Annotated in this window: 9 protein-coding genes and 1 pseudogene; 2 read left to right on the forward strand and 8 right to left on the reverse strand. The window is 76.3% G+C overall.

Features of this window, described 5'->3' with window-relative positions; all coding sequences use genetic code 11:
• Positions 1-21 precede the first annotated feature (21 nt).
• The gene (locus tag AB0P07_RS14680; RefSeq protein WP_365549969.1) at positions 22-1,293 is read left to right on the forward strand and encodes a glycosyl hydrolase; all 1,272 of its coding nucleotides are present in this window, start codon (positions 22-24) and stop codon (positions 1,291-1,293) included.
• Positions 1,294-1,342: 49 nt separating this feature from the next.
• On the opposite strand, the gene AB0P07_RS14685 is transcribed toward AB0P07_RS14680, so the two are convergent.
• The 8 genes and pseudogenes from AB0P07_RS14685 to AB0P07_RS14720 all read right to left on the reverse strand — a co-directional run.
• On the reverse strand, positions 1,343-2,494 hold the full coding sequence (locus AB0P07_RS14685) for a GNAT family N-acetyltransferase (RefSeq protein ID WP_365549972.1): 1,152 nt from the start codon (positions 2,492-2,494) through the stop codon (positions 1,343-1,345).
• The gene (locus AB0P07_RS14690; protein ID WP_365549975.1) at positions 2,491-3,210 is read right to left on the reverse strand and encodes a lipopolysaccharide biosynthesis protein; all 720 of its coding nucleotides are present in this window, start codon (positions 3,208-3,210) and stop codon (positions 2,491-2,493) included. Before AB0P07_RS14690 ends, AB0P07_RS14685 begins: the two co-directional genes overlap by 4 nt.
• Complete coding sequence (locus tag AB0P07_RS14695) at positions 3,207-4,373, reverse strand: glycosyltransferase (protein WP_365549978.1); 1,167 nt, start codon at positions 4,371-4,373, stop codon at positions 3,207-3,209. Before AB0P07_RS14695 ends, AB0P07_RS14690 begins: the two co-directional genes overlap by 4 nt.
• A 10-nt stretch (positions 4,374-4,383) precedes the next feature.
• Positions 4,384-5,073, reverse strand: coding sequence for a polysaccharide deacetylase family protein (locus AB0P07_RS14700; RefSeq protein WP_365549981.1), 690 nt, complete (start codon positions 5,071-5,073; stop codon positions 4,384-4,386).
• Positions 5,074-5,113: 40 nt separating this feature from the next.
• On the reverse strand, positions 5,114-6,832 hold the full coding sequence (locus AB0P07_RS14705; protein ID WP_365549984.1) for a lipid II flippase MurJ: 1,719 nt from the start codon (positions 6,830-6,832) through the stop codon (positions 5,114-5,116).
• On the reverse strand, positions 6,829-8,145 hold the full coding sequence (locus tag AB0P07_RS14710; RefSeq protein ID WP_365549987.1) for an O-antigen ligase family protein: 1,317 nt from the start codon (positions 8,143-8,145) through the stop codon (positions 6,829-6,831). Before AB0P07_RS14710 ends, AB0P07_RS14705 begins: the two co-directional genes overlap by 4 nt.
• Positions 8,146-8,150: 5 nt before the next feature.
• Entirely contained in the window at positions 8,151-9,650 is a 1,500-nt protein-coding gene (locus AB0P07_RS14715; protein WP_365549990.1) for an exopolysaccharide biosynthesis polyprenyl glycosylphosphotransferase, read from the reverse strand.
• Between the two features lie 794 nt (positions 9,651-10,444).
• Positions 10,445-11,593: pseudogene (locus AB0P07_RS14720) on the reverse strand (glycosyltransferase); the annotation flags it as partial.
• A gap of 291 nt (positions 11,594-11,884) precedes the next feature.
• Between AB0P07_RS14720 and chpG the strand changes: the two are divergent.
• Positions 11,885-12,124, forward strand: coding sequence for a chaplin ChpG (gene chpG / locus AB0P07_RS14725; protein ID WP_007449696.1), 240 nt, complete (start codon positions 11,885-11,887; stop codon positions 12,122-12,124).
• The last annotated feature ends 175 nt before the right edge of the window (positions 12,125-12,299 follow it).

Consider the following 12,299-nt stretch of genomic DNA (forward strand, 5'->3'; position numbering starts at 1 on the left):
CGGCGATCCAAGGAGGCCGGCATGGCCGTACGGCAGTCACGGGCCCGGTCCGGGCGGCGGCCCGCGCACGCAGCGGCGGCTGCGGTCGCGGCGGCGGTGTTCCTGGCCGCGGCCCCCGGTGTCGCCGCCGGCGAACCACCCGCGCCCGAACCCAGTGCCCAACCCAGTGCCGAACCCAGTGCCGAACCCAGTGCCCAACCGAGCGCCGACCCCAGTGCCGGACCCGGTACCGAGTCCGCCCCGGCCTTCGGCGCGTACCTGGACTACGGCCCGCGCGGCGTGGCCCGGATGGCCGCGCTGAGCCACTGGCTGGGTGGCGCCGAACTGCGCGTCGGCCACACCTACCTGCCCGGTGACCGCTGGAGCAACATCGAAGGCGCCCCCGGCTTCCTCGACGTGTGGGCCGACTGGCGCACCCGCAAGGACGACCGGATGCTCGTCCTGAACGTGCCCATGATGGAACGCAACGAGGAGCACGTCGACGACGACGAGGTGCGCGAACTGCTGCGCCAGGGCGCCGCCGGTCGCTTCGACCACCACTTCCGGGCCCTCGCCGAACGCCTCGTCGCCCTCAAGGTGCCGGACACGGTCCTGGTGCTCGGCTGGGAGATGAACGGCACCACCTACACCCACCGCTGCGGACCGGATCCCGAGGCCTGGAAGACGTACTGGAACCGGATCGTCACCACCATGCGCGCGGTGCCCGGCCAGAAGTTCCGGTTCGACTTCGCGCCGAGCCGCGGCCGGGACGCCGTGCCCTGGACGCGGTGCTACCCCGGCGACGCCACCGTCGACATCATCGGCATGGACTCCTACGACCAGCCGCGCGGCATGACGTTCGACGAGCAGGTGAAGGAGCCCTACGGCCTCCAGGCGCACGTCGACTTCGCGAAGGCGCACGGCAAGCCCGTCTCCTACCCGGAGTGGGGGCTGTTCCGCAACGGCGACAACGCCGCGTACATGCGGGGCATGCTCGCCTGGATGGACGAGCACAAGCCCGTCTACAACACGGTCACCGACTACTGCCCGCACGGCGTCTGGCAGTGCGACGACAATCCCCGGTCCACCGCCGTCTACCGGTCCGTGCTCTTCGGCCGCACCGACGAGCCCGAGCCGACCGTCCCGAAGCCCGAGGAACCGGGCACACCGACCGCACCGCCCCTGCCCCCGGTGCCGTCCACCGCGCCCGAGCCCCCCGCCGACTGCTCGCCGTTGGAGCTGGGCGACTGGGTGGAGTACTGGCTCGGCGGGAAGCTCTGCATGCGCCTGGACTGGTACTCGCGCAACGAGTAGCGGCGCGCGGCCGGGGCGACCGCGGTGGCGGTCGCGGTCGCGGGGCCGGTCAGGTGGTTCCGTCACCGTCGGCCCCCCTCCGCTCCGCGCTCCGCCGCAGCAGCTCCTTGCCCCGCCGCCGGGCGGCCGCGTCGCACAGGGCCGCCGCCAGCAGCGGGGCCGTGCGGCGGCGGGCCAACAGCAGCCGCTGGTTCGGCACCGGCGCCGGGCGCCAGCGGTGCTTGTACGGCTCGTCGCCCCGCAGCAGGCTCAGCGTGGCGCGCCCCGGCGCGCGGGCGTACCCGGCGCACGCGTCCAGCAGCATCACCGCCACGTCCGCCTTCGCCTCCCGCAGCCGCGGATGTGCGCCGTACAGATAGCCGCCGGCCAGCCGGCGCGACAGCAGGGTCACGTCCACGGCCACCACCTCGTCGGCCATCCGGAACTCGGTGACCACCGCGTCCCCGGAGCGCACCATCGGCCCCACCGCCCGCACCAGGTGCTCGCGGAAGCGGGGACGCAGGTGCTCGCCGGTGACCTTCCGCCCCCGCCACTGCAGCCGGTGCAGTTCGAGCAGGCGCCGCACGGCCGCCTCCGCCTCGTCGGGCAGCACGGGCCGGCTCTTGACGCCGAGCGCGTCCAGCCGGCGCAGCTGGGCACGGACCCGCTGCCTGGCCTTGGCCGAGGGCAGCCGGGCGACCAGCTCGGCCGGCGGGAGGGCGGGCAGTTCCAGGCAGAGCGAGTCGGCCAGCCTGCGCCGGGGCCCGCGCCAGCACGCGTAGAGCCGCTCGGCGGCGGCGCCCGGCCGTACCTCGCGCAGGTCGACCAGTGCGGTGCGGGACGCCGCCGCGACGCCCGCGGTGAGGGCGGCCACGGCGTCCGGACCGCGTTCGTCGTCCAGCAGGACGTCCCCGTAGTCCGAGATCGCTCCGCCCAGCGGCACCAGCGCGGGCACCGGACGCCCTACGAGCATCAGCGGCGCGGCGGCGACGAGTTCGCCGCCCGCACGGGCCAGCACCACCCGCAGCCGGCCGGGCGAGCCGTACGAGCGCCACCAGGAGTGCAGCCAGGCGTGGCTCTGGAACGGGGTGGCGGCGGCGCAACGGCCGTACAGCCGCCCCCACTCGGGGGCCAGCTCGGCGAAGGCGGCCTGGTCGGTGACCAGCTCGATCGTGTGGCCGGGCGGGAGCGCGCGCGGCCGCGGCGGCCCCGGATGCCTCACAGCGGCCCGCGTCCGTCGGTCGCCGCCGCCGGACCGGGTACGGCCGCCGCTGTGCGGCCGGGCTCCCGGCCGGTGCGGCGCGGCCGGACCAGCAGCGCGAGGCCGCCCAGCAGTCCGCCCGCGCTCGCGCCCACCAGGCCGGTCACGGCGGCGGACGGCGAGGACGGTTCGGTGGGCTCGGTGGCCCGGGCGAACTGCCGCAGCTCCACATGGGTGTCGTCGGCGGAGGCGTCCGCGTGCCGGGTCAGGGCGCGGGCGACGGCGTTGGCCATGTCGGCGGCCTCCTCCGGGTCGGCGGAGGTGGCCGTCACCGAGACCATCGGCGCGTCCGGCGAGGTCGCGGTGCGGACACTCCGCTCCAGGGTCGCCACCGGCACGTGGGCCCACATCTGCGCGTCTCCGAGCACCGCGAGCTGGGTGGCGACCCGGCCGTAGGCCTGCGCGAAGCCCAGCGCGGACGCGGGGTCGGACTCGTCGGCGGCCACGGCGACGACGTAACTGGTCGCCGTGTACTGCGGGGTGGCGAGCAGGCCGTACCCGGCGCCGATCAGACCGCCGGCCAGGACACCGGCCGCGAGCGGGGACCAGGGCGGCAGGGAGCGCAGGCCGAGCAGCGAGCGGCGCAGCGCGGCCCGGGCGCGGGCCCGGCGGGCGGGCGGCGCGGGTTCGGGGTCCGTCGCGGGTTCGGGGGGGGACTGGGTGAGGGGCTCGGTCATGCGGAACCAACTCCCTGGGATGCCGGGGACGGGGGCAGCGGATGCGTGAGGGTGGTCGCGTACACGTCCATCAGCCGGGCGGCGCTGCGGGTGACGCAGTAGTGCCGGGCCGCCTCGGGCGCGGTGCGCATCCCGGGGACCGGGCCGCCGGACGCGCGGGTCTCGGCGAGGGCGCGCGCGAACTCCCCGGCGCCGCCGTCGACCCGCCGTGCCGAGGGCGCGGAACCGGGCGGCAGGTCCTCGATCGCCGGGCAGGAGGCGTACAGCACCGGCAGGCCGGACGCGAGCCCCTCCACGGCGGCCAGACCGAAGGCCTCCTCCGGCGACGGCGACGCGAGGACGTCCATCGCGGCGGCGAGGGCGGGCAGGTCGGGGCCGGGGGAGCCGTCGGGGTGGTAGGGGCGTTCGCCGGTGAGCAGGACGCGGTCGGCGACGCCGGCCTCGCGGGCGGTGCGGCGCAGCAGGTGCTCCTCGGGCCCGCCGCCGACCAGCAGCAGCCAGCAGTCCGGCGGCAGCAGGGCCAGGGCGCGGACCAGCACGTCGAACCGCTTGGCCGCCGTCAGCCGCCCGATGCCGCCGACGACGTACGCGCCCTCGGGCAGGCCGAGACGGCGCCGGGTGCGCAGCCGCCGGACCGGGTCGAAACGGAAGCGGTCCAGGTCGATGCCGTTGGGGACGACCTCGATGCGGGGCGCGGGCACGCCCCAGCGGCGCAGCCGGTCGGCGACGGTGGGGGAGACGGCGACCGTGGCACTGCCGAGGCGCTCCCCGGCCAGGTACAGGGCGCGGACACCCGGGGTGAGCGGGCGGCCCTCCATCTGGGAGTCGCCGAGGGAGTGCTCGGTGGCGACGACCGCGCGCACCCCGGCGAGGCGGGCGGCGAGGCGGCCGTAGAGGCAGGCGCGGTAGAGGTGGGTGTGCACGAGGTCGTAGCCGCCGGTGCGGATGAGGCGGGCCAGGCGCGGCAGCGCGGCCAGGTCGCGGTTGCCGGTCATGCCCAGGTGGACGACGTTGACGCCGTCGGCCAGCAGACCCTCGGCGACCGGGCCGGGGTTGGTGAGCGTCACGACGTCGCAGTCGACGGGCAGGTGCCGCAGCAGCAGCCGCAGTTGCTGCTCGGCGCCGCCGACACCGAGGCCGGTGATGATGTGCAGGGCCTTCACGTCCGTCACCTCACACCCCCGCCGCGGCCCGGCGGCGCAGGCGGTGCAGCCGGGTCTTCAACAGCAGCCGTACGGGAGTGTCCCGCTGGCCCACGTGCACGCGGGGCAGCGCGTACGGGCCGGTCAGCGGGCCAGGGTCGATGGCGCAGGCGTAGCCGTACCCGGCGGCGCGCACGGCGTCGGCGGCGCGGGCGTCGACGGTGCCGTACGGGTAGCAGAAGCCGGTGACCTCGGTGCCGGTCAACTCGGCGAGCAGGGCCCTGCTCCCTGCGGTCTCGGCGGTCAGTGTGGTGTCGTCCGCCGTGGTGAGGTCGACGTGGGTGAGGCCGTGCGAGCCGATCTCGACGCCCTCGGCGGCGGCGCGGCGGATGCCGTCGGCGGTCAGCAGCGGCTTGCGCGGGCCCAGCGGGTCCCAGGCGTTGTCGCCGCCGAGCCGCCCCGGCAGTACGAAGAGGGTCGCCCCGCAGCCCCAGCGGCGCAGACGCGGCAGCGCGTGCTCGACGAAGTCGGCGTACCCGTCGTCGAAGGTCAGCCCCACCAGGTCCCGGCCGCCGCCCCGGGCACGGGCGGCCAGCAGCTCGGCGACCGGCACGCCGCGCAGCCCGCGCCGCCGCAGCCAGCCCAGCTGCGCGTCCAGCCGGCCGGGCGTGACGGTGATGCGGTACGGGTCGTCCGAGCAGTCGCCGACCGAGTGGTACATCGCGACCCACGGGGCGGTGCGAAGGGGGGTGGGGCGGGCGTCAGCGGTCGGTGCGGTGTTCGCGGGCATCGCGGACGTCGCGAAAGCCGCGGAGGGGGAACCGGGAGCGGGAACGGCCATGCGGGTGCCTTTGTGTGACGGGGTGGGGGAGAGGGACGGGGCGGACCGTCCTCGGGGCGGGGCGCAGGCCCCGGACGCCCAGGACCAGGCAGAGGACGGCGAAGACGCCGCCGACGGAGGCGGCGCCGACGGCCAGGGAGAGCGCGGTCCGTGACACGGCGGCACCGGCGTCGGCGACCCGGTCCGCAGCCAGGGCGCCCGCGCCGGTCGCCGCGGCCGCCGCGAGCACCGGCCGGCCCAGGTCGCCCAGGACCCGACGGACGCGCACGGGTACGCTGCGCGGGCCCATCCCGGCGAGCAGCAGGACGGCGGTGACGGTGATGCCGGCGGCGTTGGCGGCGGCGATGCCGCGCACGCCCCACGGGCCGACGGCCGAGGCGCCGACGACGGCGGTGGCGAGGACACCGACGGCCATCGCGCCGAACGGATACCAGCAGGCGCGGCCCGCCGAGAAGTAGGAGCGGGCCAGCGCGCCCACCACCGTCTGGCCGAGCAGCCCGAGCGCGTACACGCGCATGACACCGGCGGTCGCCGCCGTGTCGGCGGCCGTGAACGCGCCGCGCTGGAAGAGCAGGTGGACGATCTGCGGCGCGCACGCGACGACGGCGGCCGCGCCGAGCAGCACCAGGCAGGCCGCCAGTGCCACGTCCCGCTCGACCCGGTCGCGGGCCCGTTCGGTGTCGCCGTCGGCCAGCGCGCGGGCCACCACCGGGAAGGTGACCGTGCACAGCATCAGAGACAGCGTCATCGGGATCTGGGCCACCTTCTGCGCGTAGTTCAGGTGCGAGATGGCCCCGGAGGGGAGCCCGGAGGCCAGGAAGCGCTCGATGAGGACCTGGGACTGGCGGCACAGGGCGAACAGCAGCACGGTGGTGAACAGGGCGAGGGCGAGCGGACGGGCGGCCCCGTCCGGCACCGTCGTCCGTTCGCCGCCCTCCCGGCGCCTCAGCCGCCGCAGCAGCGACGGCAGTTGCGCCGCCACCATCAGGACCCCGCCCACCGCGACCCCGGCCGCCGCCGCGCGCACCCCCCAGCGACCGCCGAGCACGAACATCACCGCGATGATGCCCGTGTTGTAGGCGACGTAGATCGCCGCCGGGGCCAGGAACCGCCGGTGCGCCCGCAGCGCCGCGCTGCAGTACCCGGCGAGCCCGAAGCTGACGACGCAGGTGGCGGTGAGCCGGGTGCAGTCCACGGCGAGGTCGTGGTCGGGCAGCCCCGGCGCCAGGGCCCGCACCAGCGCCGGCGCTGAGACGGCGACCAGCGCGCCGGCCGCCGTGAACGCGAGGGCCAGCCGGGGCAGGGTCGAGGCGACCAGCGCGCGCACCGGGTCGCCGCTCACGCCCCGCGCGCGGCGGGCCAGGGCCAGGCTGAACATCGGGACCAGTGCGAAGGCCAGCCCGTCCTCGATCAGCAGCGTCGCCGCGAACTCCGGCACCGTCCACGCCACCAGGAAGGCGTCCGTCTCGCCCCCGGCCCCGAACAGCCGGGCCAGCGCCTGGTCCCGGGCCAGCCCGAGCACCGACCCGGCCACCGAGAGCACGGCGGTGACCAGCGCGGCCCGGGCCAGGAAACGCCCCGAGGACCGGCCGTCGGCGGCCGGTGCGGTCTCCGGGAGCGTCGGGGCGGTCGTCGTCACCGCTGCGGCACCTCCCGCGCGGCGGAACCCAGCGCCCACCAGGCCGCCAGGCCGAAGCACACCGCCGTCACGACGGTCGACGGCCCGCCGATGTCGGCGTAGGCGAAGTCGGTCAGCTGCCAGACCAGGAGCCCGCAGGCGACGAACGCGCAGTCCGGCGCCGCGCCCCGTGCCCGCCGGGCCGCGCGCAGCCTGCGCAGGCCCAGCACCAGCAGCGCCAGCCAGCTCCCGGCGAGGCAGAGCAGGCCGATCAGCCCCTGCTCGGCCAGCACCAGCAGATACATGTTGTGCGGGGACAGCAGCGGCTGCCTGCGGTATCCGGCGCCCGCGCCGTCGGTCTCGCTGCCCGAGGACAGCGCCAAGGAGGCGTGCGCGTCCCGGTGTTCGGGGAAGCCCTTCAGCCCGACGCCGGTCAACGGCCGCTCCCGCCACATGCCGGCCGCCGCCGCCCACATCGTGTAGCGGTCGGTCACCGACTGGTCGGGGGCGTCGGTGACCTCCGTGATGCTGCCGACCCGCTCCTGGAGCATCGCCGTACCGACCCCGAAGCCGCCCACCAGCACCACCGCCGCCGCGACCACCGCCGCCCCCACCGCCAGCGCCCTGCGCGCCCCGGCGAGCAGCATCTGCACCGCGCAGGTCACCGCCGTCGCGATCCACGCCCCGCGGCTGAACGACAGGGCCAGCGGCAGCAGCAGGGCGCAGGCGCACCCGGCGGCGAGCAGCCGGTGCCGCGACGGCGTCCTCCCCAGCGCCAGCCCGACCGCGCAGACCAGCCCCAGGGACACCACGGTGGCCATCCCCATCACGTCCTGCGGCCCGAAGGTGCCCACGGCCCGGACCGTCTCCCCCTGGTAGGAGGCACCGGTTCCGGTGACGTACTGGTGCACGCCGACCGCCCCCTGCCACAGCGCCAGCCCCACCATCGACCAGGTGAGCAGCCGCACCTCGGCCCGGTCGCGGACGAGCAGCAGTACGGCGGCGGGGACCAGGACGAAGACCTGGAGGTAGCGGCCGAGGCCGGCCACTCCCGCCCCCGGCGACACGGCGCCCACCGCCGCGACGGCCAGCCCGAGCACGGGCAGCCCGAGCACCGTCGCCGCGGTACGGGACAGCGGGCGCCGGCGGTCCCGCACCAGCCGCAGCGCGCAGTACAGCACCGCCAGCGCCGACACCGCGTCGGCCGGGTGCGCGCCGCCCCCGTCGCCCGGGGCGAACGGCAGCGCGAGCAGTGCGACGACGGCGACCACGGCCAGCACGGGCGGCAGCCGCCGTAGGCGCGCCGTCGGCCGCAGGGGCAGGGCGTGGGCCACCGGGGTCAGCTCCCCGTGGGGCGCACTAGCGCGGCGGCCGTGCGCAGCAGGATGCACACGTCCCGCCACAGCGACCAGTCGTCGATGTACGCGTTGTCGAAGCGGGCCCGGTCCTCGATGGAGGTGTCGCCGCGCAGCCCGTTGATCTGGGCGAGGCCCGTGATGCCGGCCGGCATCCGGTGGCGGGCGGCGTAACCGGGGTGGGCCTGGCTGAACCGGGCGACGAAGTACGGGCGTTCGGGGCGTGGGCCGACCAGGCTCATGTCGCCCCGGAAGACGTTCCACAGCTGGAGCAGTTCGTCCAGCGAGGTGCGCCGCAGGAAGCGGCAGAACCACGGCATCCGGTGTTCGTCCGCCACGCTCCACCGGGTCGCCGACTCGTGCTCGTCGGCCGGCCGGTGCGTGCGGAACTTCAGCAGTGTGAACGGTCTGCCGCCCTGCCCGACGCGCTCCTGCCGGAACAGCACACCGGGGCCGCCCACCACCCGCAGTACCGCCGCGCAGGCCAGCAGCAGGGGGCTCAGCAGCAGCAACAGCAGCCCGGACACCGTCACGTCCAGCACCCGCTTGCCCGCGCCGCCGGGCCGCCGCGCCGCCGGTTCCAGACGCCGGCAGGGGAAGGCGGCGATCCGGTCCCCGGCCGGGCCGGGGGCGTGGGCGGCGGTCTCGGCGTCCAGTTCCCACACCGCGCAGCCCGACTCGGCCAGCGCCCGCAGCAACGCCGCCTGCCGGGACCGTACGGAGGGATCCACGGAGGCGTCCGGGGAGGACTCCGGGGAGGGCCGCACGGAGGGGAGCACGGAGGGGTTCACGACCAGTACGTCCCGTACGCCGTTCTGCACGACCGCCCGCCGCACCTCCTCGCCCGTGGACAGCACCGGCAGGCCCGCGGTGCCGCCCGGGTCGCCGGTGACGATCCCGACGGGGTGCACCCCGCAGCGTGGGTGACGCAGCAGCGCCGACGCCACCCGCTGCGCGGTCGGGACGGCCCCGACGACGAGGGCGGCGCGGGGGTGGTTGCGCAGCGCAGTGCGGTGTCGGCGGATCACGGCGGCCCGGCCGGCGCAGCCCGTCACCGAGTGCAGCAGGACGCCCGCGACCAGGGTGCGCACGGACAGCGCGTGCGCCGGGGCGTACGCCGCGACGAGCGCTGCCAGTACCAACCACACCACCGTGATCCGGCCGCACAGGGCGGGCAGGTCGTCCAGGGCACCGGACGGCCGCGGGCCCGGGCGCGGGCGGGGGCGCAGCAGCAGCGAAGCGGCCACCAGCACGCCTGTGAGCAGCGGTTGGTGCGGGGCACCGGTGAGGACCAGCGTGCCGGGCACGGCCGCCGCGCCGTCCACGACGAGCAGCGGCAGCGGCGAACCCGGCCCCGGTGCGGGCCGCCCGGAGGGCAGCCGGGGGCTCCCGGTGCCGTCGCGCTGGGGCAGCACCGCGACGGGGGAGGAGCCGAGGTCGCGCGACTGGCCGGCGGGGGAGGGGACGGTGCTTTCCGCGGTCACGGGTGGGTGGACTCCCTGCACTCGATGGGCACGACGGCCGACCGGCCCGCGGCTGCGAGCCCGTCGCCGGGGAGGGCACGCGGCACGGCGGACGGACCTGCGCCGTCGCCGAGTCCGCCGAAGACCACGACGGCGCACACCGCGCCCCCGGACCCCGTGCCGGCCGCGGGCCCCGCGTTGGCGGTGGTCCCGACGCCGACCGCAGGCCTTGTGCCGGCCGCGGGCCTCGCGTTGGTTGTGGGTCTTGCGTCGGCCCCGGGTCCCGCGCCGGCTGCAGGTCCCGCATCGGCTGTGGGTCCTGCGTCGGCTGTGGGTTCCGCATCGGCCGCAGGTCTGGCGCTGGCCGTGGACCTCGTGTCGGCCGCAGGTCCCGCATCGGCTGTGGGCCGTGCGGCGACTGTGGGTTCCGTGCCGGCTGCAGGTCTCGCGTTGGTTGTGGGTCCTGCGTCGGCTGTGGGTTCCGCATCGGCCGCAGGTCTGGCGCTGGCCGTGGACCTCGTGTCGGCCGCGGGTCCCGCGTTGGCGGTGGTCCCGACGCCGACCGCAGGCCTTGTGCCGGCCGCGGGCCTCGCGTTGGTTGTGGGTCTTGCGTCGGCCCTGGGTCCCGCGCCGGCTGCAGGTCCCGCATCGGCTGTGGGTCCTGCGTCGGCTGTGGGTTCCGCATCGGCCGCAGGTCTGGCGCTGGCCGTGGACCTCGTGTCGGCCGCAGGTCCCGCATCGGCCGCTGGCCCGGGGGCAGCCCTGCGTCCCATGACGGTCGCAAGCCCCGCACCGGCCGTGCGTCGTGTGTCGTCGAGGAGGTCGTCGTACAGGGCCGTGATCGATGCCGCCGTGTGACGTACGTCGTGTGCCGACCGGACGTGCGCACGCCCCCGGTGGCCGAGCGACGTGCGCAGCGGCGCGTCGAGGAGGAGCGTGGTGACGGCGGCGGCCAGGGCGGCCGGGGCTCCGGGCGGCACCAGGCAGTGCGGTACGAGCGCGGGCGGCAGGCCCTCGCGGGCGCCGTCCACGTCGGTCACCACCACGGGCCGGCCGCAGGCCATCGCCTCCAGCGGGGCCAGCGCCATGCCCTCCCAGCGCGAGGGCAGGACGACCAGGTCGGCGGCCCGGTACCAGACGGTGGCGTCGGCCACGGTCCCGGCGAAGAGCACGGACGCCGGGGCCCGTGCGGCCAGCCGGGCGCGGTCCGGTCCGTCACCGACGAGGACCAGCCGGGCGCCGGGCACCCGGTCGAGAACCGGCCCCCACGCGCTCAGCAGGAGGTCCTGCCCCTTCTGCCGGCACAGCCGGCCCACGCACACCACCAACGGCGCGTGCGGAGCGATGCCGTGCCGCCGCCTCACCCCGGCCGGGTCGGTCGGGTCGGACGGGTCCTCGGCAGCGTTCGTGGGCGCGTCGGCGTCGAAGCGGGCCAGGTCGACGCCGTTCGGGACCACCGCCCAGGGCACGTGCACCCCGGCCCGTACCCCCCGCAGCCGTTCCGCCTCGCTCACGCACACCGTCCGTGCCGTCCACCGCCCGGCCCACCGCTCCCAGCCGAGCGCCAGGAGACCGGCCGCACCGCCGACCGCCTCGAACGACCATGCGTGCGGCTGGAACACGGTCGGGATCCGGCCCCGTACGGCGAGCCGCCCGGCCAGACCGGCCTTCGCGCTGTGCGCGTGCACCAGGTCGGGCCGTACCTCCTCGATCACGCGGGCGAGCCGCCGTACCTCCGGCACCACGGCCGGACCCGGCGAGCGGGTGGCGGGCCAGTTCCGCACGTCGGCGCCGAGCGCACGCAGCCGGTCGGCGAGGCCCCCGTCGGGACAGGCGACGGCGACGCGCAGTCCGGCGGCGAGCTGAGCGCGCGTCAGGTCCGTCACCACCCGGGCGACCCCGCCGTCCACCGGTTGGGTGAGGTGCAGAACCCGTGGCCGTAAGCCGGTCGGTGGCAGGTGCATGCGCGTTTCCTCGCTCACGGAGATTGCTCGGGACGGGCGGGAACGCGCCCGACCGCGGGGCGTCGGCCGCGACGCGGCATACGGGTGCGTCGAACGAGTGCGTCGAACGGTGTGGGACTCTAGCTGCTATCCGTACTAATACGGCGAAATCGGGTAAGTGTGTTGGATTTGTGAATCCCGCGTTTTTGCGAGATCACCCCTTTGGCGGCAGAACTCGGGGCCGTGCCACGCGTTGACACTGCGCCGGGCAGCCGCCCGGATGTGTGTGACAACCCCAAGGAGCACTTCTCCATGTCGCGTATCGCGAAGGGCCTGGCCCTGACCTCCGTCGCCGCCGCCGCGGTGGCGGGCACCGCCGGTGTCGCCGCCGCCGACAGCGGCGCGCAGGCCGCCGCCGCCCACTCCCCGGGCGTCCTGTCCGGCAACGTGGTGCAGGTCCCGGTCCACATCCCGGTCAACGTCTGCGGTAACACCATCGACGTCATCGGCCTGCTGAACCCGGCGTTCGGCAACGAGTGCGAGAACGACTGACGTCGGCTGGCAACTCCCCGCACCGGCCGTCCGCACCGCGGTTCCTCCGCGAGCGGGCGGCCGGTTCGCGTTCGCGCGGACGGCGCTCGCTGCCCCGAATGGGGGGACCGCGCGGTGACACGGCGCACGGACCTTGACAGGGCGTCTCAGCAGGCAAGACGCCGGGCGGGGGAAG

It is taken from the genome of Streptomyces sp. NPDC085944, from assembly GCF_040686295.1.
Taxonomy (GTDB): domain Bacteria; phylum Actinomycetota; class Actinomycetes; order Streptomycetales; family Streptomycetaceae; genus Streptomyces; species Streptomyces salinarius.

Bases quoted from the DNA above. Each gene is read 5' to 3' on its own strand.
- AB0P07_RS14680 (WP_365549969.1), top strand. From the start codon at position 22: ATGGCCGTACGGCAGTCACGGGCCCGGTCCGGGCGGCGGCCCGCGCAC.
- AB0P07_RS14690 (WP_365549975.1), bottom strand. From the start codon at position 3,210: ATGACCGAGCCCCTCACCCAGTCCCCCCCCGAACCCGCGACGGACCCC.
- AB0P07_RS14700 (WP_365549981.1), bottom strand. From the start codon at position 5,073: ATGTACCACTCGGTCGGCGACTGCTCGGACGACCCGTACCGCATCACC.
- chpG (WP_007449696.1), top strand. From the start codon at position 11,885: ATGTCGCGTATCGCGAAGGGCCTGGCCCTGACCTCCGTCGCCGCCGCC.